Here is a 23835-nt window from a genome sequence, read left to right as displayed (position 1 = left end):
GCTCCTGCGGCAGCAGTTTCGAAGCTGGCGCGGAGTTCCGGAGTCAGAAGAACGAGTCATCAAAGAACCGGATCGCCGAGGGCCTCCTGTCGATCAAGTACTGCGCTCGATAACAGCCGAGCTGACCGCGGTATGCAAGGTGGCGAGGCTACTGCGGGCTCAGCGGGACCGGCGCGAGCTGCCCGGTAGGGGTGGTGAAGGGTTGATGGACCTCTACCGTAATTTTTCGATACGTGACACGGCCGGACATGGAGGGCAATGTATCCATATGAAGTCCATCAGTGCTTTCACGGGTGTGCGCCTTGCGTCGCTGTCGCTGATGTCATCGATAGCGATAGCAGTTTGTATGCCCATCGCGGCGTGCGGCGACCAGGCGAGCGGCCAAGGCGGCTCAGGGCAAGGTAGCGCCGGTTCGACCGGCGCGGGCGGCGATCTCGGCGTTACCACCGGGAGCGGCGCGGGGAGCGGAAACGGCTCGGGGAGTGGCGGCGGCGCAGGAGGGATGGGCGGCGGCGCAGGAGGGATGGGCGGCGGCGCAGGAGGGATGGGCGGCGGCGCAGGAGGGATGAGCGGCGAGGCGGGAGGCGGCGGCGCGGGAGGGATGGGCGGTCCCACCCTGCCGCCGATCGCCGATTACTCGGACGAGGGCCCCTTCGATACAGTCGTGGAGCGGAACGTGGGGCCGAACGGAGCCTATACGGTGTTTAGGCCCGAACCCTTGGGTACGGACGGCTTCTTGCATGCTCCGATCATTTTCGGCCCCGGCATCGGCCAGCAGGTGGCGGTGCACACGACCATGCTGACGAACTTTGCTTCTCACGGTTTCGTGGTCGTCGGGTCCCCCGTCCTCAATGGCGGCCCCGGCGACGAGGGCAATCGCAAGAAGATGGAGGATGGTCTCAACTGGATCCTGGAGCAGAACGACGCGCCAGGCAAATACCAGGGCAAGCTCTACGTCGATCACGCGGTCTCGATGGGCTTCTCGGTCGGCGGCACCTCGGCCGTGCAACTCGGCGGTCACGAGGCGGTGGCCACTGTCGTCTCGATCCACGGCCACAGGGCCTCGGCCGACCTCCACGGCACGATGCTGCAGACGACTGGCACCCAGGATACTGTCGGCATGCCCCTCCAGCAGGCCACCTACGACATGTCCGAAGTGCCGACATTCCTGGCAACGCTGACGGGCGCGCCTCATCAATACATCGAGAGGGACGGCGGCGGCGAAGAGCGGCCCGCGATCGTCGCGTGGATGCGCTACTGGATCTACAACGACATGGGCGCGCGAGACCATTTCTTCGGCGATGATTGCGTGTTGTGCAAGCAGCCTTGGGAGAATCCCCAGCGCAAGAACTGGGAATGACCTCGCGTTGAAGGTGCTGGAGCGCCCGCTCCCCCGCCATCCAAGTCACCCCCGCCCCCGCTCACGCCTGCAGCACCCGCAGCGACCCCCGCACGACTCCATAGCTGCCCTCGACCCGCAGCCCGCGCGCGACCTCCGCGGGCGCCACCTCCCCGGCGAGCAGCCGCCGGTACGCCTCCACCACCCGCCGCGCCCCCTCCGCGTCCTCGCGCACGAGCTCGATCCGGAACCGCCGCACGCCGCCCTTCGCGAGCTTCGGCACGAGGTGCGCCGCGCTCTGGGGCGCCGCGTGAAACACCGTGTTCCGACACCCCACGTCCGCCTCGAGCGGGTGATCCATCCCCGCCCGATCCCGCAGCGACAGCGCGTGCTCCTCGCACGGCCTCCCGCAGGTGCGATGATCCTTCCCCTCCGAGAGCGCGGCCGCGATCACGCAGTGCTCCATGTGGAACAGCGGCATCGGGTGGTGCACCACCACCTCGGCGAACGGCGCGAACGGCGAGTCGAGCAGCGCGACGAGCTGCGCGGCGTCGAGGTCGAACGACGGCGTGAACGCCGCGAGCCCGCGCGAGAGGACCTCGCGCGCCGCCAGCTTGTTCGTGACGTTCAGCGAGAAATCGCCGATCCGCGGCGCGCCCGCCGGGGCGTCGAGCAGCGCGCCGAGGCTGCGGACCAGGATCGCCGCCGGCCCGAGCGAGAGGAGGTACCGGTCGATCTTCTCCTCGCCCGGCTTGCGGATCCGCGGCGGCGCGACCGCCACCCAGGCCCCCGCCGCGATGAGCTCGCGCGCCGCGGCACCGAGGCCGACCATCTCCAGGAAATCGAGGTAGACGCCGCTCGCGCCGGCGTCGAGCGCCGCGCGCGCCTGACGCGCGTTGCGGCACAGCACGAACAGGCCGGGAGGCGGCGGCTCGATCTCCGGGGGGACGGCGCCGGCGAGCAGCCCCTCGTCCGGCGGCGGAGCGCACGCGTGCGGGCGGTGCGACGCCTCGAGGAGCGCCGCGACGAGCGCCCGGCGGGCGCGGTTCAGCGCCGACGGCGGCACGAGCGCCGGCCCGTCGAGCGACAGCGCGACGCCGCGCAGGACGAACGGCGTGTCGCCCAGCCGATCGAGCTGCCGGCGCAGCGTGGCCTCGTCGAGCGGCGACCGATCGGCGCGGCCGAGCGGGGCGTCGACCTCGACGGCGGCCGACGCGCCGCCCTCGGCCGCCGCCGAGAGCCGCGGGCGCTCGCCGAGGCGGCCCTCCAGGCGGACGTCGAGCGCCACGCGGCGCGGGGCGCGCTCGAGCGCCTCGCGGACCGCGCGCGCGCCGGCAGGGTCGCTCGTGCGGAAGACCCGGCGCCCGCGCAGCGTCCGCGCGCCGCGCAGCACGTCGTCGGGCAGGCGCTTGTCCGGGCCGAGCCACACCTCGACGTCGCCGCCCGCCGGCGCGCGCTCGACCTCGCGGCCGTCGGCCCACAGGCCCCAGATGCGACCGCCGATCTCGCCCTCGCCGGCGAAGCCGCCCTCCACGAGGATCCCCTCGCCGCGCGCGAGCGGCCGGGCGGCGCGCACGACCACGACCTCGTGGCCGCGCCGGCGCGAGGCGCCGCGCGCCTCGCCGACCTCGACGCCGCGGTGATCGCAGGTGCGGCCGTCGACGAGGCGCTGGTGGTCGACGCCGCGCAGGAAGCCGGGCCCCGAGCCGCGCGAGAACGCCTGGAGCGCCGCCTCCCGGTCGAGCGCGCCGGGGCCGGGCCCGTCGCCGAGCGCGGCGTCGATGGCGGCGCGGTACAGCCGCGCGGTGGCGCCCACGTACTCGGGGCCCTTGAGGCGCCCCTCGATCTTCACCGAGGCGACGCCGAGCGCGACGAGGTCCGGGATGACGTCGGTGGCGTCGAGATCCTCCGGCGAGAGCAGGTAGGCCGCGTCGCCGAGGTCGCGGAGCGCGCCGTCGACGACGAGGCGGTACGGCAGGCGGCAGGCCTGGGCGCAGGCGCCGCGGTTGGCGCTGCGACCGCCGATGGCCTCGCTCGTCAGGCACTGCCCCGAGTAGGCGATGCAGAGCGCCCCGTGCACGAAGACCTCGAGCTCGACGTCGGTCGCCCGACGGATGGCGGCGATGTCGTCGAGCGAGAGCTCCCGCGCCAGGATGACCCGCGCGGCGCCGAGCGATCGCGCGAGCTCGACGCCGGCCGCGTCGGTGCAGGTCATCTGCGTGGAGGCGTGGATCGGGAGCCCGGGCGCGAGCGCGCGCACGAGGCGCATCACCCCGAGGTCCTGCACGATGACCGCGTCGACGCCGGCCGCGGCGCACGCCTCGATCGCGCCGCGGACCGCCGGGAGCTCGTCGTCGAACACGAGCGTGTTCAGGGTGACGTAGCCCTTCACGCCGTGGGCGTGGAGGAAGCGCATCGTCTCCGCGAGCTCCGCCGCGTCGAAGTTCGCGGCGCGGGCGCGGGCGTTGAAGGGCGAGGCCGCGCCGCCGCCCGCGGCGCCCCCCCGGAGGCCGAAGTAGACGGCATCGGCCCCGCCGCGCACGGCGGCTTCGAGGGCGGCGCGATCACCGGCCGGGGCGAGGACTTCAGGGCGCGCAGGCCGCATCATCCGCGGCGTTCTAGCAAGGGGCGGCGCGGTTGTCCCTCTCGCACGAGCGGCCGCCCGAAGAACCGATGAGCCGGCTCGCCGTCGCGCGCGCGACGGCGAAGAGAGCAGGAAAGCGCCTTCTCCGGCGGGCTCGGGCGCGCCGGAGCGCCTTGACCTGCCTTCCCGAGGTGGGGCACGATCGGCCAGGACACCGAACGGGTTGAAACCCCGAGAGAATGAACCACAGAGGCACAGAGGACACAGAGGAAGAGAGAACTCAGAATCTTTTCTTCATCCTTGCATTTCCCGCCCGCCCATGCGCCAGGGCAGCGCATGCCGCAGAGGGATGCCGATGACCAGAGACGGATTTCGCTTCGGGTACGCGCTCTCGCGGGCCGTGCTCTGGCTGCCAGCCGCGCTCCTCGCGGCGACCTCCGCGTGCGCCGGCGACGTGAGCCCGCCGGCGGCCCTCTGCGATGCTCCGTATTTTGCCTGCGACGGGGTCTGCGTGGCGCTGCGGTCCGACCGCTCGAACTGCGGCGCGTGCGGCGTGGCGTGCTCGGTCGATGAGGCGTGCGTGGCCGGCGCGTGCGAGGCCCGGGGCGACGGCGGCGGGGGCTCAGGCAGCGGCTCCGCGGGCGTGGGCGGCAGCGGGCCGGCGTGCGGCGGCGACCGCGCCATGCAGCGCTGCGACGGGGAATGCGTCGACACGCGCACCGACCCGAGCCATTGCGGCCAATGCGGCTCGGCCTGCGAGCCGGGCCGGGCGTGCGTCGACGCCCTGTGCCGGCGGACCTGCCTGGAGGGCCTCACCGACTGCGCCGGCGCCTGCGTCGACCTCACCGCGGATCCGCTGCATTGCGGCCAGTGCGATCGCGCCTGCGACCCCGGCCGGCCGTGCGAGGGCGGCGCCTGCGGGTGCAGCGCCGAGCCGTCCCAGGACATCGGCTCCGAGGTCCCCCAGCGGGTGAGCGGCACCACGCTCGGCGCCGACGACAGCCGCTCGCTGAGCTGCGCGGGGTCGGGCGCGGCCGATCAGACGTTCCTGTTCACCGCGCCGCGCACGGGGACCTACCTGTTCGACACCTTCGAGGCCTCGCACGACACCGCGCTCGGAGCGCTGCGGGCGGACACGTGCGTCGAGCTGACCTGCAACGACGACGCGGGCAGCGTCCAGTCGCAGATCGCCGTCGATCTCGCCGAGGGCGAGCGCATCCTCGTGGTGGTGAGCGGCGCGGAGGGCGACTTCACGCTGCGCGTGGGCGAGCCGGGGCCGGTCCAGTGCACGCCGACCGCGCTCGAGCCGATCGTCCCGCAGACGGTGGTGGGCTCGACGGTGGGGCTCGAGGACTCGGTGCTCGCCACCTGCGACTACACCTCGAGCCTGGACGCCACCTACACCTTCACGGCCCCCGAGACGGGCCTGTACGTCTTCAGCGCGCGCGCCGCCGTGTCCGAGCTGCTCGTCGAGGTCCTCGACGGCGGCACCTGCACCGGCGATTCGCTCCAATGCCAGTTCGGCTTCGGCGAGTCGGTCGCGGTCGCGGAGCTCGAGGCTGGGAAGACGGTGCTCGTCGCCGTGGCGAGCCCGGTCACCGCCATGCGCGAGTTCACGCTGGACGTGTTCGAGGCCCCGGCGTGCCCGGGGGTGGATCTCGGCTCGACGGTCCCGCAGACGGTGACCGGGAACAACGAGGAGCTCCCCAACGTGCTCGCGCCGTGCTTCTCGGCCCCGAGCGGCGGCGAGGCGACGTTCGGCTTCACCGCGCCGCGCGACGGCGTGTACATGTTCGACGCGACGGGCTCGAGCTTCCCCGCCCTCCTGGAGGTGCGCCGCGACGGGTGCGCGGGCGAGGTCGTCACGTGCCTCGACGGCACGTCGCAGCCCGCGCGGGCCGCGGTCCCGCTCGCGTCCGGCGACACCGCGGTCATCCTGCTCGACAGCTATGGAGAGGCGGGCGACTACGCGCTCGAGATCACCGAGCTCGCGTGTCCCATCATCGATCTCGGCGCGACGGCGCCGCAGACGGTCACGGGCACGACCGCCGACTTCAGCGACATCCTCGCGCCCGGATGCGGCTACTTCGGGGGCCCTGAGGCCACCTACCTGTTCACCGCCCCGGCCTACGCTCTCTATACCTTCGATACGGAGGGCTCGACGTTCGACACGCTCCTCGACGTGCGGGACGGCTCGTGCGCCGGCCCCTCGCTCAAGTGCAACGACAACGCCGATCCCACGGGGGTCCTCACCCACTCGCGGCTGAGCGTGCTCCTCAACGCCGGTCAGTCGGTGGTCGTGTCCGTGGACAGCTACGAGGCGAGCGGCGAGTACACGCTGAGCGTCACCCAGCAGGAGGCGCCGCCCTGCCCGCTCTTCGATCTCGGCGATTCGGTCCCTCAGACGGTCACCGGCAACAACGAGGGCTATGCCGATATCCTGACGCCCGCGTGCGGCGCCGGCGCCGGCGGCGAGGCGACGTACGCCTTCACCGCGCCGGCGGAGGGGTATTACGACATCGACACCGCCGGCTCCACGGCCGAGACGGTCCTGTCCGTGCGCGACGGCGGGTGCGGTGGCGACGAGATCGCCTGCGAGAGCGCCGGGCGGAGCTCGAGCGCCATCGTGCGGCTCGACGCCGGCCAGACGATCTTGATCAGCGTCGAGGCGAGCGGCGAGGGCGGCGACTACGCGCTCACCGTGAGCCAGTTCGACGGCCCCGGCACGTGCGCGGCGCCCGCCGCGCTGGAGCCCTCCGTCCCCCTGAGCGCGGCGGGGACGACCGAGGGGGGCCGCGACGTCGCGGCGGCGAGCTGCGGCGGCTCGGACGCGCCCGACGTGGCCTATTCGTTCACCGCGCCCGAGGCGGGGACCTACACGATCGACACCTTCGGCTCGGAGTTCGACACGGTCCTCGCCGTCTTCGACGGGAGCTGCGGGGGCGAGGAGCTCGCCTGCAACGACGACGTGGCGAGCGAGGACTGGTTCGAGCCCGTGTCGGAGCTCAAGGTGTCGCTCGAAGCAGGGCAGACCGTCGTCATCGTGATCGACGGATACATGGAATACGGGCATTACGAGCTCAACATAGAGCTTTGATCCGCGCAGCGCCGCGCGGCGGCGCTCACCTCCTCGCCCGCTCCAGCTCGGCCTCCGCGGCCAGGAACACGGGGGATCGCAGGAGCGCGCCCATCAGCCGCAGCGCCTCGCGGGGGTGAGCCGCGGAGACGTCCACCTCGTCCGGATCCGCCGCGGTCACATCGTACAGCTCGGGGGCGCCCCACTCGAACGGCAAGACGAGCTTGTAGCGCCCATCGAGGATGCCCACCCGCGCGATCTGCTGGTCCGAGACCGCCGTCGCGAGCAACGGCAGCCGGCGCGGGGGAGGCTCGGGATCGAGGAAACCGAGCAGATCCTCGCCGTGGTATCCGTTCATGGGCGGATCGGGGATGAGCAGCCGGGCGATGGTCGGCGCCACGTCGATGAGCGAGACGCGCTCCTCGACGACCATGGGTGGGATGCCGGGGACGCGCAGGACCAGCGGCACCCGCAAGAGCGACTCCCACAGGAAGGTCGAGTGCGGCCAGAACCCGCGGTAACCGAGCGCCTCGCCGTGGTCGGACACGAAGAGCACGAGGGTGCGGTCGGCGAGATCGAGCTCCTCTAGGCCGCGGAGCAGCCGCCCGAGGTGCTCGTCCAGGCTCCGCGCCACCACCCGGTAGCGCCAGTTCCAGCGGCCCTCGGCGGGCACGTGGTAGCGCTCGGCGGCGCCCTCGACGTACGTGCCATCGAGCTCGTGCCAGTTGTGGACATCGAAGTTGAAGAGCCACGCGAAGAACCGCCGCGAGCCGCGCTGGGCGAGCCAGGACAGGGCTTGATCCACCATCGACCCCGCCGTCGGCTGGTCGGCGCCGTAGCCCCAGACCCCCCCGCGGGCGTGGTCGGGCAGGCGATACGTCTCATCGAACGCGAACGTCGGCAGGAGCAGGGAGATGAAGTCGGCCGCCGAGGCGGGGATGAACAGGGTGGTCGGGATCTCCAGGCGCTTGGCCAGGTCCAGCAGGCTGCCCGGGCTGCGCGCCAGGCCGTCGTAGCTGCCGCCGAGCAGCCCGGGCAGCGCGCGCAGCGTGTCGGAGCCCGTCGAGTACGCGCGCTCGAATCGGACCGCCTGGCGCGACAGCGCGGCGGCGTTCGGCATCACCTCCTCGTCGTAAGCGACGTCGCTGCGGAGGCTGTCCACGTAATAGACGAGGACGTTGAAGTCGGCCGCGAGCGCGCGTCCCCCCGAGCCGGCCGCGCCCGCGCCCGGCCGATCGCTCCAGCCCGCGTCCCAGCGGGGGTCGCGCGTCGGCTGGTCGACGTCGTACCGCTCGCGCAGCGCCTCCACACGGCTGGCGCGCATCCCGGCGACGTCCTCGCCGCGCAGGATGGCCTGCGCCAGCTCGATGCGGCGCAGCATCCTCCCGACGTAGACGGGGTCTCGGCCCGTGTGCGCCAGCACCTCCTGATGCCAGCCTCGCAGCCTGGGCGACGACGCGAGGAAGAGCACCCACACCGCGGCGGCCACGGCGACCGCCCGGATCGCGGCCCGCGCCCGCGCGCGCCGCGCGGCGAGCGTCAGCCCGGCGAAGCAGGCGCACCCGAGCAGCGCCGCCCCGCAAAGCTCGAGGGCCGTGTGCACGCGCCTGTAGATGGCCACGAGCACGGTGAGGTCCACGATCACGAGCGCGCCCCCGAGGATCGCGAGCGCGGCCGCCGTCGCCGCCGCCACCGCGGACCCGCCCGCGCGCCCGGCGTCCGCCGCGCGCAGGGCGCGGCCGTGGACGAGCGCGACCGTGGACGCGGCCAGGCCGACGGCGGTCAGCGCGAGGTAGGGGCCGAGGGTGCCCAGCGCGCCGGCGTGCGCGAGGCGCCCGGAGAACACCCAGAAGACGGTGCTCGAGAGCGCCGCGACCGCGATCGACCCGTAGGCCGCCGCCCGCGCGACCTCGGCGGCCCGGGGCGCCCGCCGCTCGAGCGGCGTCGCGAGCAGGCGCACGAGGGTGACGAGCGCCCAGGCGGCCAGCCCCAGGCCCGCGCCGACGGCGACGTAGAGGCCCACGGCGGCCCTGAGGTGCCCAGCCAGCGCGACGCTGGCGATGTCGTGGCGCACGGCGGTATCGGCCGCCACCGCGCCGAGCCCGACCGCGACGCCCGCCGACACGCACCGCGCGAGCTCGTCGCGCGATCGCCTGCGCCCCGCGGGAACCCGGGCGAGCCGCAGAATCCAGCGCTGAGCGGCGTGTAGTGATGTCCGAGGCACGCCGTCGCGAGCGTAGGAAACGGCGCCGGGTTCATCAAGCGGCGTCGCCTCGTGGGGCCGCGCGCGCTCTCCCTGCTCTCCACGGTGCCGCCCGGTCGCCCGGCGGTCGCGCGCGCCGCGCTGCGCTGTTCGGCGCGCCCCCGGGCCGCCGCGCGCCGAGGTCAGCGCGCGACCCAGTAAGCCTGCGTCCAGGCGCGGGACCCGTCGGGCGCCGTCAGGCGCGCGCGCACGTACTGTTCGGGGCCGCGGAGCCGATAGCTCGCGCGGTAGGCCGCGCCTGACATCTCGGCCTCGGCCGTCGCCGGCGTGGCCTCGAGCAGCACGCCCCACCGATCGAGGAACTCGACCATGACGTCGGGGGGCTCGACCCAGAGCGTGACCGTGTCCGACGCGACGACGAGGCGCGTGAGCCTGGGCCCCGACGAGGCGTAGAGCCGACCCGCGCCCAGGGCAGCGCAGATCGCCGCCTGCGACGTCTCCTCGGCGAACACCTCGACCCACCCGGTGCCAGGTCCCACCTGAGGCACGTGCTTGTCCGCGCCGGCGAGCGAGTGCATGTCGTCGACCGCGACCGCGGCGATCGGCTGGCCGGACGACAGCGCCTGCTCCCACTTCTCTTCCGCGGAGGTGTGGGTGGCGTCGCCGTCGCTCCGCACGTGCGGATGACCGCTGAAGATCTCGACGAGCTGGGCGCCCTCGGCCCCCGCGATGTCTTCGGCCTCGACGGCCCAGTGGAAGTTCGGGTGATTCACGAGCGCCACGCCCCCCTGCGCCAGGATCTCCGACGTCGCCCAGGCGAGCGCGGCCCGCGCGGTGCGGAAGGTCCCGCCGCCGATCCGCCGCTTCGTGCAGAGCGCGTTGACGTGCACCGGCTGCCCGGCGGCGGCCATCGTCACCTCCTCGCCGGGGATGACCAGGAAATCCTGCACCTGCGAGGCAGGAGGGCGCGTCACGTCGAGGTAGTTGTTGTGATCCGTCAGCGCGAGGAACTGGTAGCCGTGGTCGCGATACCAGGCGAACACGAGCTGCGCCGGGCTGTCACCGTCGGAACGGGCGGAGTGCGCATGGAGGTTGCCGCGCTGGAAGACGCTGACGTCCAGCTGCTGGACGAAGCGCGGCGCCCGCGAGGGCAACGGCTCCCGCGAGATGTCGAGCGCTCCCGTCGGAGCCACGTCCTGGCTCGTCCCCGCGCGCCCGAGCACCGCCGCGAGCGCGGCCGCGACCGTCGCCACCGCGGCCCATCGCGCGCATCGCTTCACCGTGGCGGGCTTCACCACCAGGTCGGCCATCCTCGGCGTCGGGTCGGAGCCGCGCGACATTGGGCCTCATTGTAGCACGGGTCCCTGGCCGGGCTTTGGTCGGGCGGAGCTAGAACGAGACGAAGTCCTGATCGCCCGTGGCGTGCAGCGCGCGCCCGTTGCTCGATGCGCCGCCGCCCGGGCGGCCCTTCTGCGGCGGCCTCCACAGCGCCTTACCGCCGTGGCGGTCCGGGTGACGCCCCGGCGCCGACGGCTTGTGGCCCGGGTCACCGTCGCTCTCCTGCGAGAGGCGGAACGACGCCATCACGTTCTGGAGCTGCTCTGCCTGCGCCGAGAGCTCGGCTGCCGTGCTGGCGAGCTCCTCGGCGATCGCCGCGTTGCGCTGCGTGGCCTGTTCTATCAGCTCCACCGCCCCGCTGATCTGGGCCACGCCGTTCGACTGCTCCTTCGAGGCCACGGCGACGCCCTGCACCAGCTCCGCGGTCTCCCGGATCGACGGGACGAGCTCCGCGATGAGCTGCCCCGAGCGCTCCGCGACCATGATGCTCGACGCGGCGAACGAGCCGATCTCCTTCGCCGCGTCCCGGCTCCGCTCGGCGAGCCGCCGCACCTCCGTGGCGACCACGGCGAAGCCCTTGCCGTGCTCGCCCGCGCGCGCCGCCTCGATCGCGGCGTTCAGCGCGAGCAGGTTCGTCTGATACGCGATCTCCTCGATGATCACGATCCGCTGGGTGATCGCCTTCATCGCCTCGACCGTCTCCCGGACCGCCAGGCCGCTCTGCTCCGCGTCCCTCGTCCTCCGGTGCGCCGTCTCCTCGACCTGCTTGCAGTTGGCGGCGTTCTTCGCGATCGTGCCGCTCAGCTGCTGCAGGCTGGTCATCGTCTCCTCCACGGACGCCGCCTGCTCGCTGGTGCCCTGCGACAGGCTCTGCGCTGTCGCCGAGAGCTGCACCGAGACCGAGGAGACCGAGACCGCGCCGCTCCGGACCTCGCCGATGAGGCCCGCCAGGCGCTCCGACATGGCCTTCACGGCGCCGAGCATCTGGCCGAACTCGTCGCCGCTCTTCACCGTGACGTCGCCCGTGAAGTCGCCGCCGGCGATGCGCTGGTGGAGCGACACCGCCTGGTTGAGCGGCAGCAGGACCATCCGGCTGAAGATGACGGCGAGCACGACGGCGACGACGAGCGCGAGCAGACCTCCTATCTGCAGCGTTACGTACATCGTCTGGACGAGCGCGTTCGTCGCCGCCTGCCGCTGGGCGAGGAGGGCGAGCTCCTCGTCGTCGATCTCCTTGAGCGTCGCCCGCATCTGGTCCATGAGGCCCTTCCCGCGCCCCTGCCTGACGTCCTCCGCGGCGCGATCCGGCGGCACCTTCGCCTCGTCCGCGCTGCGGCGGTGCTGGATGGTCGGCTCCAGCACGGAGGAGAGCCACTCGTCGTGCTCCTTGTCGATCTTGTCGAGGCGCATCTGCTGGCGCGGGTTGTCCCTGGTGAGCTCCCGGACGCGGATCAGGGCCTTGTCGAACCGGTCGCGCCCGCTGCGGTACGGCTCCAGGAAGGACTCCACCCCGGTGATGACGAAGCCGCGCTCCCCTGTCTCGGTGTCGAGCAGCGACTCCATGATCTCGCTCGTCGAGAGCATTACCTCATACGTGTGCTGGTCCCATGAGCGGGCCTCGTCGAGCTCCGCGAACCTCTTGTAGGCAATGCCCGCCAGTACGAGGACGATGACGACCATGGCGGCGAAGCCGAGGTAGAGCTTCCGGCCTACTCCGATGTGCGCAAGCATGATGCATGCTCCGGGCTATGTGTGTTGCGGCTTCGTTCTAGCCCCGCCGGGGGCTGGAGCCGATAAACGGATGGCGCGACGCATCGCACGCGGTGGTCCGCCCCGTGGAGGCCCTCGGCGTGTCCGAGAAACAGGTATCCTGACGGCGCGAGGCTGGCGATGAGCCTCGCCACGATCGACGCCTTCGTCGCGGCGTCGAAGTAGATGAGGACGTTCCGGCAGAAGATCAGGTCGAACAGACCGAACCGCTTGGGCGCCGCGTCGAGCAGGTTGAAGCGCCGGAAGGTGACGAGCCCGCGCAGCTCCGGCCGGGCCTTCATGAGGCCCGCGCTCGCGCCCGTCCCGCGGAGCATATAGGTGCGCAGGCGCTCCTCCGGGATCTCCGAGGCCCGCTCGATCGGCCACACCGCGCGCTGCGCCTGGTCGAGCGCGCGGGAGGACAGGTCCGTCGCGAGGATGGAGATCCCCGGAGCGCCCGTCGACGCGCGGCCTGCCCGCGGCGGCGTCTGTCCCGCCACGTCGCGGCGATCCCGGGACGGCAGGCTGTCGAGCAGCGCCATCGCTATCGAGTAGGGCTCTTCCCCGGTCGAGCAGGCCGCGCTCCAGGCGCGCAGCGGGCGGCGGCCGCGCGCCGGGGGCGCTCCGTGGCCCGCGCCCTCGTGCCACGCCGGGAGGATCTCGCGCTCGAGCAGCTCGAACTGCTCGCGTTCCCGGAAGAAATGGGTCTCGTTCGTGCAGATGCAGTCGAGCATGTGCACGAGCTCTCCCTCGTCGCCCGCCGCGGTCACGCGGCGGTAGTACTCGCCGAAGCTGCGGAGCCCGAGCGCGCGGAGCCGGGGCCCGAGGCGGCAGAGCAGGAGCGGCTTCTTCTGCGGCCCCAGCGCGATGCCCGAGAGGCGCTTGACGAGCTTCTGGAACAGCGCGAACTCCTCGTCGCTGAGCGTGCGCGGGCTCGGCTCGGCGATCGAGATCATGGCCTGTCCCCATCGCCGGCCGGCGCCCCGTGGCTGCCTGGGAGCGCCGGCGGGGCCCCGGGGGCCGAGGCGCCGAGCGCCGTCGAGGCCAAGAGCTCCGCCGGCGAGAGGATGCGGTCGATGTCGAGCAGCAGCACGAGCTTCTGGCCTACCTTCGCCAGCCCGAGCAGCTGATCCGCGCGCGCCTGCGCGCCGAAGGCCGGCGCGGGCTCGATCTCGTCCTCGGAGAGCGTGAGCACGTCGCCCACGCCGTCGATGAGCAGGCCGAGGCGGGTGTTCTCGCCGTCGAGCTCGGTCTCGACGATGAGCACGCAGGTCCACCGGCTCACCCGCGTCGGCGGCAGCCCGAGCTGGACCGCGAGATCGATGACCGGCACGACGCGGCCCCGGAGGTTCATGACGCCGACGACGCACGCCGGCATCATCGGGACCCGCGATGTGCGGCTGTGCTCGACGATCTCCCGCGCCCGGACGATGTTCAGCGCGTACTCGTCCCCCGCGATGATGAAGGAGATATATTGCGACACGGGGCTCGATGCGTCGGACATCATGACGCCTCCAGGGAGAGAGAGGGGAAACGGGCGCCCTGCGCGCCGGGGCGCCCGATCATGCTGGGGCGCCTCCGGCGGCCGATGGCGCTGCCCTGCGCTCGTCGAGGGCGTCGGCCTGGCCCACGTCCCGGAGGACGCCGCCGAGCAGCGCGTCGACGTCGAGGATCATCGCCACGCTGCCGTCGCCGAGGATGGTCGAGCCGGAGATGCCCGGAACGCGGCGAAAGAGCTGGCCGAGCGGCTTGACCACCGTGCGCCCCTCGCCGTCGAGGGCGTCGACCACGAGGCCGGCCTCGGAGCCGCCGTGCGCGACGATGACGACGCGCTCCTCCGGCGGGGGAGCTCCGCCGAGCCCGAAGAGCGCCCGGAGGCGGACGCACGGCAGCGCGCGTCCGCTCCGGACCATGAGCCCCTGGGCGCCGCCGTGCGCGAGCGAGCCGCGCGGCAGATCGCAGCAGGCGAGCACCGCGCGGAGCGGGACCACGTACCGCTCGTCGCCGATCCCCACCGAGAGCCCCTCGATGGTGGCCAGCGTGAGCGGGAGCTGGACCAGCAGCGACGTGCCGTGCCCTTCGCGGCTCTCGATCCGGATCGTGCCCTGGATCGACTCCACGCTGCGCCGCACGACATCCATGCCCATGCCGCGCCCCGCCAGGTGGGACGACTCCGCCGCCGTCGAGAACCCGGGCTCGAACACGAGGCTGAAGAGCTCGTGATCGGGGAGCGCGTCGGGCGCGGGGTGCCTCCCCAGCGCCCGGACCCGAGCGGCGATGCGCTCGCGGCTCATGCCGGCGCCGTCGTCGGAGATCCGGAGCGCGATGCCGCCCCGCTCGTGCGCGGCGTTCAGGGTGATGGTGCCGCAGGGGTCCTTGCCCGCGGCGCGCCGCGCCTCGGGCGCCTCGATGCCGTGACAGATGGCGTTGCGCAGGAGGTGCGTGAGGGCGTCGCGGAACCGCTCGACCACGGCCGTATCCACCTCGACGTCGCCGTGCAGGACGACGAGGCGCGCCAGCCTGCCCTGCGCGTGGGCGAGATCGCGCACCGTGCGCTCGTAGTGCCGGAACCAGGGGCCGACCGGCACCATGCGCGCCGCGCGCACCGCCTCCTCCAGCTCTCTGCAAAGCCGATCTTGCTCCTCCATCTGGTCGCGCAGCGCGGCGCCGGCCTCCCCGCGGACCGCGCGGAGCGTCCGCGCGATCCTGTTCCGACCGAGGGTGAGCTCTCCGATGAGATCCGCCATGCGATCCAGCTTCTCGACGGCGACGCGGATGCTCTTGAGGGTGGTCGCTCCCTCCGCGTCGTCCTCGGTCGCGCGGCGCGCGCCCGTCGTCCACGCGCCCTGCAGCGCCTCTGGCCCTCTGCGCCGCGCCTCCTGGAGGCGCGCGATGACCTCTTCGTGCGAGGTGCTGCGCTCGACCTGTCCCCTCTCGATCTCGGCGACGAGCCGTCGGGCGGCGTCCACCGTCTCGAGCAGCAGCGAGACGACAGGCGTGGTGAGGGGGAGATCTCCGCGGCAGAGCGCCTCGATGACGTCCTCCGCGGCGTGCCCGAGATCGCTCAGGCAGCCGAGGCCCACCGAGCCGGCGCTCCCCTTGAGCGTATGGGTGGCGCGGAAGACGCGCTGGAGCACGTCGTGGACGTCGGATCCGGTCTCGAGCTGCAGCAGCGCGCGCTCGATCTCGTCGAGGATCTCGTGCGCCTCCGCCATGAACGTGTGGAGCAGCTCGTCGCGCTCTCTATCCATGCTGCTCACAGAGGCCATGCGGCTCACAGGGGCCATGCGGCTCACAGGGCCTGGATGGAGATGGCGCCGTCGTGCGTCCGGAAGACGATCTTGCGCCCCCGGTTGCCGCCCGTATCCAGCTGGGCGATCCGGATCCCCGCCACGCGCAGGAACCCGAGGCCCGCATCGACGTTTTGGGCGCCGAGGTGGGTGCCGCGCTCCCGGAACGCGGAGATGAGGCAGGCGCCCCCGACGACGCGCGCTTGCAGCGCCCGGCTGGAGGCCCCGAGATCCATGAGCTGCTCGAGCAGACGCTGGCATGCGATATCGGCGAAGCGGACCGACGCCATCCCCGCGCTCGGGCACCCCGGAAGCACGTAATGGTTCATCCCGCCGACGCCGGTAGTCGGGTCCCAGAGGCAGATCGCCACGCAGGACCCAACGATGGTGGTCACCGAGGTCGGCTCGGGCGAGACGAACAGCTGGCCCGGCATGACGTGGTGCGACTTTGTCGGCAGCGAGCGCCAGCTGGGCGGCCCGATGGATAGAGACTGTGTCGTGGAGTCAGGCGGCCTCGTCCTGTCCTCTCCGCCGACATCGTCGTGGGGAGGCCCGGCTCGATCGGCGTCGCCGGAAGGCGCGCGGTGCGCGTCCTCGGATGCCCTGACCGCTGAGTCAGTCGCCAAGGCAGTTCCTGACCTTTTCCAGGAGCTCCATCGTGTCGATGGGCTTGGTCACGAAATCGGAGCAGCCGCACCGGAATCCCTCTTCCATGTGCGCGACATCGCTCCGGCTCGTGACGAGCAGGATCGGCGTGCTGCGCGTCGCCTCGTCCGCGCGCAGCTGCCTGCATGCATCGAACCCGTTCACGCGCGGCATGACGACGTCGAGGAGAATGAGATCGGGCCGCTGCTCCATGGCCACGGCGACGCCCTGGCCGCCGTCGTTCGCCGTGATGAGGTCGTAGTGCTCGCGCAGCGCCATCTGTTCGATGCGCAGGATGGTCTGAGAATCGTCGACCAGCAGGATCTTCTTCCGAGGCACCGTTGCACCCCCCTCGAGCGGATTCAGCGGCAGCGGCCGCGGCCGTGCCCTCACGCAGGGTAAGGAGACTCCCCCTCCTCCACCTGCGTAAAGCACCTGCGCACAGGGCGTTCCCCCCCTGAGCAGCAACACCTTACCACGAGGGTTTGTAGAAGCTCCACCCAGAATTTTCAACATGTACGCATCTGGTCGCTGTTGGTCGCGCTGATTTGCCGACGCGCCGGAGCCTCCATGAGGTCCGAGACGTCGCTTCCCGTGACCTTCAAGCGGGCAGGCACAGGAGCTGGTCGACCCGCAGCTGGAGCGCGCAAGCGCGATCGGATACGCCGTCTCCGCGGCGACGGCGCGTGTGCGCGGAACCGGCGCACGAGCTCCGCAACAGGGAGCTCATGGAGGTCGAAGACAGGGGGAAGGGAGGCAGTAGGGAGAGAGGTGGCAGGGAGGCGAGGGATGTGCGCCCGAGCGCGCAGCCTGCCTGCAGGAGCGATCCGCGGGAGCATCCGGGCGTCGAGCTGAGGGCAGATCATCGTCCACCTGGTCGACCGCTCCCCGCGTCGCCGGACACGGGGGAGAGGACGAAGACTCTCTGCGTCCTCTGACTCTGCACCTCGATGGCGCAGATCCTGTGTGTTCGAATTCTCCCCCATCACGGAGCCAGGGGTGAGCTTGATGAAGGCCCTATTGGGTTCTGCCGACGGCCGTCAAGCGCCCGGGGGGCGCGCGGGAGGAAGTGGGAAACAGCTCCGTTCGAGCTCGGCCGATGGTCCGGCCGCTCGAGAAGCGGGTGAGGCAGAACCTGCAGCGGATCGCCGCGCGCTCGCGTACACTCCGGGCGCTCGGCATGGATCGGCCCGTCCACGGGGACAGCAGGGCGCAGCAGGCAGACGTCGCGGGCGCGCTCGCGGATCGCGCCTTCGGTGCGCTCGGCGTCCTGCTCCGCGGCTTCGAAGAGGCGGCCGAGCGCGACGGGCCGGACGCGCTCGAGGGCGCGCTCGCTCGCGGCCCGGAGCACCTCTACGGCGGGCTGCTCACCGCGCTCCTCCGGCTCGCGTTCCTGCTCCACGCCGAGGCGCGCGGGCTGCTGCCGGTCGACGACCCGCGCTACGCGGCGCACCTCGGCGTGCACGCGCTGTTCCGGGAGCTCGCGGCGGAGCACGCCGCGCGCCCGGCCGCGATGCGGCGGCGCTCCGGCGCGTGGGCGCGGCTCCTCGCGCTGTTCCGCGCCGTCTTTCACGGGCTCGGCCGCCCCGAGCTGACCCTGCCGGCGCGGCGCGGGCAGCTCTTCGACCCCGAGCGCTACCCGTTCCTGGAGCGGGCGGGGCCCGGCGCGCCGCCTCTGGACGACGCCGCGGTGCACGCGGTGCTCGAGCGGCTCCTCGTGCTCGACGGGCGGCCGCTGTCGTACCGGTCGCTCGACGTCGAGCAGCTCGGCGGCCTCTACGAGGCGCTCATGGGCTACCGGGTCGAGCGCGCCGCCGGGCCGACGGTGTGCCTCCGGCCCGAGCGGGTCTGGGTGAGCGCGGCCGAGGCGCTCGCGCAGCCGAGGGCGCGGCGGGCGGCGTGGCTCGCCGAGCGGGCGGGGCTCTCGCGGCGCGAGGCGAAGCGGCTCGGCGAAGCGCTCGTCGCCGCCGGGACCGAGGCCGAGGTCCTCGGGGCGCTGGGACCGCTGCGCGCCAGGGACACCGAGGTGCTCGCGGCGGGGCGGCTCTTCCTCCAGCCCGGCGCCGAGCGGCGGCGGACGAGCTCCCATTACACCCCGAGGAGCCTGTCCGCGCCCATCGTCGCCCGGACGCTCGAGCCCCTGCTCCGGCAGCTGGGCGAGGAGCCGCCGTCGGCGCGGCTCCTCGGGCTCGCGATCTGCGACCCGGCGATGGGGTCGGGCGCCTTTCTCCTGGAGGCGTGCCGGTACCTGGCCGACCAGGTGGTCGCCGCCTGGGCCCGCGAGGCGGCGGCCGGCGACGCGGCCGCGGCGGAGCGGCTCGCCCGCGGGCGAGAGGACGCCGTGGGCGAGGCGCGGCGGCTCGTGGCGCGGCGCTGCCTGTACGGCGCCGACAAGAACCCCTTCGCCGTGAGCCTGGCGCGGCTGTCGCTCTGGCTCGTGACGCGCGCGCGGGACGAGCCGTTCACGTTCGTCGATCACGCCCTCCGCCACGGCGACTCGCTGGTCGGGCTCGATCTCGCCCAGCTGCGCGGCTTCCACTGGAAGCCCGCCGCGCCTGTGCCGCCGCTCTGCGACGCGATCGACGCCGCGCTGGAGCGGGCGCTCGCGCTGCGGCGAGCGCTCGCCGCGCCGCCGCCGGGCGGGGATGGCGGCGCCGCGCGCGGGCGGGAGCGGCTCGCGCGGGAGGCGGACGAGGCGATCGGCCGGGAGCGGCTCGCGCGGGAGGCGGACGAGGCGATCGGCCGGGCGCGGCTCCTCGGCGACCTCGTGGTGGGGGCGTTCTTCGCGTACGAGAAGGACCGGGACCGGCTGAGGGAGCGCGACCGGCGGGCGCGGCTCGCGATCGCGTGGCTGCGCGGCGGGGGGCCGCCCCCGGAGGAGCTCCTGACCATGCAGCGGGCGCTCCGGGAGGGCGCGCCGGGCGGGGCGCCGCCGCTGCCGGCGTTCCACTGGGCGCTGGAGTTCCCCGAGGTGTTCCAGGACGCGCGCCCGGGCGGGCCGGGCGTCCAGGACGCGCGCCCGGGCGGGCCGGGCGGCGATCGCGCGCCGGGCCCGGCGCGGCTCGACGCGTTCGTCGGGAACCCGCCGTTCCTCGGGGGAAAGCGGATCTCGACGGATCACGGGGACGTCTACGCCGCGTGGCTCGAGCAGCTGCACGGCGCCACGAAGAACACCGATCTCGCCGCCCACTTCTTCCGCCGCGCGGCCGCGCTGCTCGGGGGCCGCGGCACGGTGGGGCTCATCGCCACGAACACGATAGCCCAGGGCGACACCCGGCGATCCGGCCTGCAGCCGCTCGTCGAGGCGGGGCGGGCGGTCATCTACCACGCGGTGCGCAGCGTCCCGTGGCCCGGGGACGCGGCCGTCCACGTCGCCGTCGTGCACCTCGCCGTGGGCATGTCGCCGGCCGACGGGGTCCCGCCGCCCCGGCTCGACGGCGTCCCTGTCCGCCACATCAACTCCCACCTTCGCGCGATGCCCGAGCGGCCCGACCCGAGGCCGCTTCAGGCCAGCCGGGATCTCTGCTTCATCGGCTGCTTCCTCCGCGGCGACGGCTTCGTCCTCACCGACGGCGAGGCGCGGGCGCTGTCCGCGGGCGACCCGGCGGCCGGCGAGGTGCTCCGCCCTTTCCTCGGCGGCGAGGAGGTCAACTCGTCGCCTTCGCACAGCCCGCACCGCCACGTCATCGACTTCGGCGAGCGCGGGCTCGATGACGCGGCGCGGTGGCCGGCGCTCCTGTCGATCGTGCGGAGCCGGGTCAAGCCGGCGCGGGATCGCCTGAAGCTCACCGGGATCGACGCGGGCCACCGGGCGCGATGGTGGCAGTTCGCCAACCCCCGGCCGGAGCTCCGGCGCAGGGTCGCGCCGCTCGCGCGGTGCCTCGTCGCGGCGCGGGTGACGAAGCACCTGTGCTTCGCGTTCCAGCCCGCGGGGCGGACGTTCTCGGACCAGCTGTGCGTGTTCGCCATCGACGATTACGCGCGCTTCGCGGTCCTCCAGTCGCGAGCCCACGAGTCGTGGGCGCGCCTGCTCTCCTCGACGATGGGAGAGGGCCTGCGGTACGCGCCGTCGGACTGCGTGGAGACGTTCCCCTTCCCTCGCCCGGAGCACCTCGCGGCGGGCGGGCCCCTCGACACCGCCGGCGAGCGCCTTTACACGGCGCGCGCCCGGCTGATGGTCGAGCTGGGAGAGGGCCTGACCGCGATGTACAACCTCCTCAAGGACCCTGCGTGCGCGCGGCCTGGCGTCGTCGAGCTCCGCCGGCTCCACGAGGAGATGGACCGCGCCGTGCTCGCCGCGTACGGGTTCGACGACATCGAGGTGCCGCCGTACGCCGCGCCGGTCACGCCCGGCGAGCGGAGCGCGGCGGGCGCCTTCGAAGATCGGGTGATCGACCGGCTCTTCGCGCTGAACGAGGCGCGGGCCGACGAGGAGGAGCGGCGGCGCGGAGAGGCCGAGCGGCGCGGCCCGGGGCCCGGCAAGCGGCCGCGGGCGTCGGGGCAGAAGGCCCCCGATGGGGGGTAGTTACGCGCGGCCGTCGATCGTCACGATCGAGCCGTCCGGCCGGTGGGTGAGCTCCACGACCTTCACGCTGCGCAGGGGCGTCTTGCCGCCGGAGAGCTCGCAGTCGTGATAGAAGAGCCACCACTTGCCGCCGAAGTTCACGATGGAGTGGTGCGTCGTCCACCCCAGCACCGGGGTGAGCACGACGCCCTGGTAGGTGAAGGGGCCGTACGGGTTGTCGCCCGTGGCGTACACGAGGAGGTGCGTGTCGCCGGTGGAGTACGACAGATAGTATTTGCCGTCGTGCTTGTGCATCCACGCCGCCTCGAAGAAGCGGCGCGCGTGGTCCGTTTGCAGGAGGGGCTCGCCCCTCGCGTCCAGGATGCGGATCTCGCGCGGCGTCTCGCCGAACTGGAGCATGTCGTCGCCGAGGCGCGCCACGCGCGGGCCGATGGCGGGCTTCGCCTCCGTGGGCTCGGGCGGCACGGTGGGGTCGTACTTCCCGCTCTGCCAGCGTTGCAGCTGCCCGCCCCAGAGGCCGCCGAAGTACATGTAGTGCGCGCCGTCGTCGTCCTGGAAGGTGGAGCAGTCGATGCTGTAGCTGCCCCGCATCGGCTCAGGCTCCGGCTTGAACGGCCCCTCCGGCCGCTTGCTGGTGGCCACCCCGATGCGGAAGATGCCGTCCCGGTCCTTGATCGGGAAATACAGATAGTAGGTGCCGTCCTTGTGCGCCGCGTCGCCGGACCACAGCTGTCGCCCCGCCCAGGGGATGTCCTTGAGGTCGAGCGCCACCCCGTGGTCCGTCACCTCGCCGGGGATGCTCGCCATGGAGAGGACGTGGTAGTCCCGCATGTCGAAGTGATCCCCGTTGTCGTTCTCGGGGATGCCGCTGTCGACGTCGTGCGACGGGTAGATGTACACGCGGCCCTCGAAGACGTGGGCGCGCGGGTCCGCGGTGTAGATGTGGGAGACCAGGGGCTTCGGTCGCGACATGCCGCTCCGTGGGGTGGTGAGGGGCTCAGCTCAGCCGCGCCGGTCGTGGGACGGCGCCGCGGCGTGCGTCTCGAGCGCGTCGAGCAGCGTGGCGCGCCCCGCGAACGCGGGCTTGAGCTGAGTGGGCTCGCCCCTCTACCATCGCATCAGAAATTCCGCCAGGGATCATCGAGCCGGCGCCCGCCCGGGCCCGGCGCCGCCAGGCCTCGCCACAGGTAGGCCCGCGTCTCCTCGGCGAGGCGCGCGGGCGTCGCGATGCCGTCGACCCGCGTCCAGCGCCCCTCGGACGCGCGGCCGATGAGCGTGATCGGGGTGTGCTGCTCCTTGACGGGCGCGCGCCCGCCGAGCGCGTCGAGCACCCGGCTCACGCGCTCGCGCTTGCCGGTCAGGAACACCCAGCCCGGCCGCCGGCCGAATTTCTCCGCGTATCCCTTCAGCCGCTCCGGCGTGTCCGTGGCGGGGTCGAGCGAGATGGAGACGAGCCGCACGTCGCGCTCCAGCGCGTCGCCGAGCTCGGCCTGGAGCCGGCCGAAGATGGCCGTCATCGGCGAGCAGATCGTCGTGCAGGTGGTGAAGACGAAGTTCACCACGAGCACGCGATCCTTCGCGAGATCGCGGAGGCGGACCGGCGCGCCGTCCTGATCGACGAGCTCCTCGTCCGGCACCACGACCCCCGGCGCCGGGGCCGTCCGCACCGCCGCGGCGCCCTGCGCCGGGAGCGACGGATCCCGATCGGCGCCCGCGCCCACCGGGTCGCTCGCGCGACCGCACGAGGCGGCGGCGAGCGCGCCGGCGAGGAGCAAGGCGTTCGGCACGGAGAGCGAGAGAGATCGCATATCGGCCTCACTGCGGGCGTCGCCCCGTCGGGGCCCGCGAGGGGGCGCTCGCGCCGAGCGCCCGGGGTGTTCGTGCGCCGTCGCTCGACGAGCGAAGAGCGGGCGCGCCGCGGCGGCGGCGCCCCTCCTCGATGACCGCTCGATGGGCGATCGACGGCTGGTCGGCGGACAACGCACTTTGTCGCGCGATCCCCGGAGGTCAAGAGTCTTCGCCGGCGGGCGCGCGCGCTCGCGTCAGCGAGGCGAGGCCACGGCGCCCCGGCCGTCAAAAATCGACGCAGACGGGCTCGTCGATCCGCAGCACGGACTCCTGATCGAAGCGCGCCTTGTACTCCTCGCGGATGGACTCGATGCTGTCCGAGGCGGCCTGGCTGCCGTCGTGGAGGAGCATGATCAGCCGGCTGTCCTCGCGGATCAGCTCCTCCGTCGTCGCGAGGTACTGGCCGTCGACGTCGAACTGCGTGAGCCCGTCCCGGAAGCGCGGGGTCACGACCGTATCGACGAACTCCTGCCATTCCTCCTGCGTGACGTCGGGCTCGTCGAACCGATCCATCCCGAAGAAGAGCTCGGTGCGGATCATCGGCGCCCCGGTGTCGCAGGTCGCCTCGGGCGCCGGCGGCGGGCTGTCCTCCGCCGCGGCGCTGCCGCAGCCGGCGGTCGCGAGGAGCACGGCGAGGAGGGCGCGCGGGATCGATCGGTCGGGCATGGATGCTTCCTCCGAGGTGAGGGCGTGCGACCCGCACGTTATCACGGCCGGCGCGGCGGATTAGCTGAGGTTGTACGCGACCATCGCGATGCCCGCCGCGATGAGGACGATGCCGCCGATCTGCACCGCCGTGAGGGTCTCGCGCAGGTAGTAGACGGAGAAGACCGAGATGATCAGGAAGCCGCCCGAGGACATGATCGGATAGGCGACCGACAGGTTGATGCGCTTCAGCGCCAGGACGTAGAACAGGATGTTCGACGCGAAGAGCACGAGCCCGAGCACGAGGTGGTAGTTCGTCGCGAGCGCGAGCGCCTTGTCGACGAGCGACAGGCCCTCCATCGGCGGGACGCGCCGCGAGGCGAGCTTCATGAGGATGTTCGCGGTCGCGTTGAAGAGGAGGGCGATGATGAGGAAGAGGTAACCTTGAGCCATGTCTCTGGTGCGGCGAGCGCCGGCGGCCCGCCATTCCCGGGAGACCTCTGGCGCAGCGGCCGGCATGGATCAACCGTGAAGCGCGCAAGCCTTCATCGCCCAAGGTTCGGTGAGCCCTCAGGCGGCTCCTGACGGCGAAA

Annotated in this window: 16 protein-coding genes; 3 read left to right on the top strand and 13 right to left on the bottom strand. The window is 72.8% G+C overall.

What is annotated here, in order from left to right; genetic code table 11:
- Nucleotides 1–268 precede the first annotated feature (268 nt).
- The gene (locus WMF33_RS12535) at nt 269–1360 is read left to right on the top strand and encodes a hypothetical protein (RefSeq protein ID WP_437337345.1); all 1092 of its coding nucleotides are present in this window, start codon (nt 269–271) and stop codon (nt 1358–1360) included.
- Nucleotides 1361–1421: 61 nt separating this feature from the next.
- Here WMF33_RS12535 and WMF33_RS12530 read toward each other — a convergent pair whose 3' ends face one another.
- On the bottom strand, nt 1422–3947 hold the full coding sequence (locus WMF33_RS12530) for a DUF3656 domain-containing U32 family peptidase (protein WP_437337344.1): 2526 nt from the start codon (nt 3945–3947) through the stop codon (nt 1422–1424).
- A 331-nt stretch (nt 3948–4278) separates the two neighbouring features.
- Between WMF33_RS12530 and WMF33_RS12525 the strand changes: the two genes are divergently transcribed.
- Complete coding sequence (locus WMF33_RS12525) at nt 4279–7020, top strand: MXAN_6577-like cysteine-rich protein (protein ID WP_437337343.1); 2742 nt, start codon at nt 4279–4281, stop codon at nt 7018–7020.
- Between the two features lie 25 nt (nt 7021–7045).
- On the opposite strand, the gene WMF33_RS12520 is transcribed toward WMF33_RS12525, so the two are convergent.
- The 8 genes from WMF33_RS12520 to WMF33_RS12485 form a co-directional block, all read right to left on the bottom strand.
- Nucleotides 7046–9124: a sulfatase-like hydrolase/transferase gene (locus WMF33_RS12520; protein WP_437337342.1), complete on the bottom strand. Its 2079-nt coding sequence runs from the start codon at nt 9122–9124 to the stop codon at nt 7046–7048.
- A 260-nt stretch (nt 9125–9384) separates the two neighbouring features.
- Nucleotides 9385–10542 carry a CehA/McbA family metallohydrolase gene (locus WMF33_RS12515; protein ID WP_437337341.1) on the bottom strand — a complete coding sequence of 386 codons (1158 nt, stop codon included), beginning with the start codon at nt 10540–10542 and terminating at the stop codon, nt 9385–9387.
- A 49-nt stretch (nt 10543–10591) separates the two neighbouring features.
- Nucleotides 10592–12271 carry a methyl-accepting chemotaxis protein gene (locus tag WMF33_RS12510; protein WP_437337340.1) on the bottom strand — a complete coding sequence of 560 codons (1680 nt, stop codon included), beginning with the start codon at nt 12269–12271 and terminating at the stop codon, nt 10592–10594.
- Nucleotides 12250–13245 (bottom strand): CheR family methyltransferase, encoded by a 996-nt coding sequence (locus tag WMF33_RS12505; RefSeq protein WP_437337339.1) that lies wholly within the window; start codon nt 13243–13245, stop codon nt 12250–12252. Before WMF33_RS12505 ends, WMF33_RS12510 begins: the two co-directional genes overlap by 22 nt.
- Nucleotides 13242–13796 carry a chemotaxis protein CheW gene (locus tag WMF33_RS12500; protein WP_437337338.1) on the bottom strand — a complete coding sequence of 185 codons (555 nt, stop codon included), beginning with the start codon at nt 13794–13796 and terminating at the stop codon, nt 13242–13244. Before WMF33_RS12500 ends, WMF33_RS12505 begins: the two co-directional genes overlap by 4 nt.
- 55 nt (nt 13797–13851) lie before the next feature.
- A complete protein-coding gene (locus tag WMF33_RS12495; protein WP_437337337.1) occupies nt 13852–15558 on the bottom strand; it encodes a chemotaxis protein CheA in 1707 nt (568 codons plus the stop codon).
- Nucleotides 15559–15581: 23 nt separating this feature from the next.
- Nucleotides 15582–16013 carry a chemotaxis protein CheD gene (locus WMF33_RS12490; protein WP_437337336.1) on the bottom strand — a complete coding sequence of 144 codons (432 nt, stop codon included), beginning with the start codon at nt 16011–16013 and terminating at the stop codon, nt 15582–15584.
- A 181-nt stretch (nt 16014–16194) separates the two neighbouring features.
- Complete coding sequence (locus tag WMF33_RS12485) at nt 16195–16563, bottom strand: response regulator (RefSeq protein ID WP_437337335.1); 369 nt, start codon at nt 16561–16563, stop codon at nt 16195–16197.
- A 760-nt stretch (nt 16564–17323) separates the two neighbouring features.
- Here WMF33_RS12485 and WMF33_RS12480 point away from each other — a divergent pair.
- The gene (locus tag WMF33_RS12480; RefSeq protein ID WP_437337334.1) at nt 17324–20749 is read left to right on the top strand and encodes a DNA methyltransferase; all 3426 of its coding nucleotides are present in this window, start codon (nt 17324–17326) and stop codon (nt 20747–20749) included.
- On the opposite strand, the gene WMF33_RS12475 is transcribed toward WMF33_RS12480, so the two are convergent.
- From WMF33_RS12475 to WMF33_RS12460, 4 genes are all read right to left on the bottom strand, one after another.
- A complete protein-coding gene (locus WMF33_RS12475) occupies nt 20750–21721 on the bottom strand; it encodes a glycoside hydrolase family 43 protein (RefSeq protein ID WP_061625409.1) in 972 nt (323 codons plus the stop codon).
- Between the two features lie 146 nt (nt 21722–21867).
- On the bottom strand, nt 21868–22557 hold the full coding sequence (locus tag WMF33_RS12470; RefSeq protein WP_437337333.1) for an SCO family protein: 690 nt from the start codon (nt 22555–22557) through the stop codon (nt 21868–21870).
- Between the two features lie 265 nt (nt 22558–22822).
- Nucleotides 22823–23263, bottom strand: a complete 441-nt coding sequence (locus tag WMF33_RS12465) for a DUF3574 domain-containing protein (RefSeq protein ID WP_437337332.1) — start codon at nt 23261–23263, stop codon at nt 22823–22825.
- Nucleotides 23264–23323: 60 nt separating this feature from the next.
- Complete coding sequence (locus WMF33_RS12460; RefSeq protein ID WP_061625412.1) at nt 23324–23695, bottom strand: DMT family transporter; 372 nt, start codon at nt 23693–23695, stop codon at nt 23324–23326.
- Nucleotides 23696–23835 lie beyond the last annotated feature (140 nt).

Source organism: Sorangium sp. So ce394, from assembly GCF_051474665.1.
Taxonomy (GTDB): domain Bacteria; phylum Myxococcota_A; class Polyangia; order Polyangiales; family Polyangiaceae; genus Sorangium; species Sorangium cellulosum_D.
Note: the sequence above shows the minus strand (reverse complement) of the source record. Positions and strands in the feature narration are given on the sequence as shown.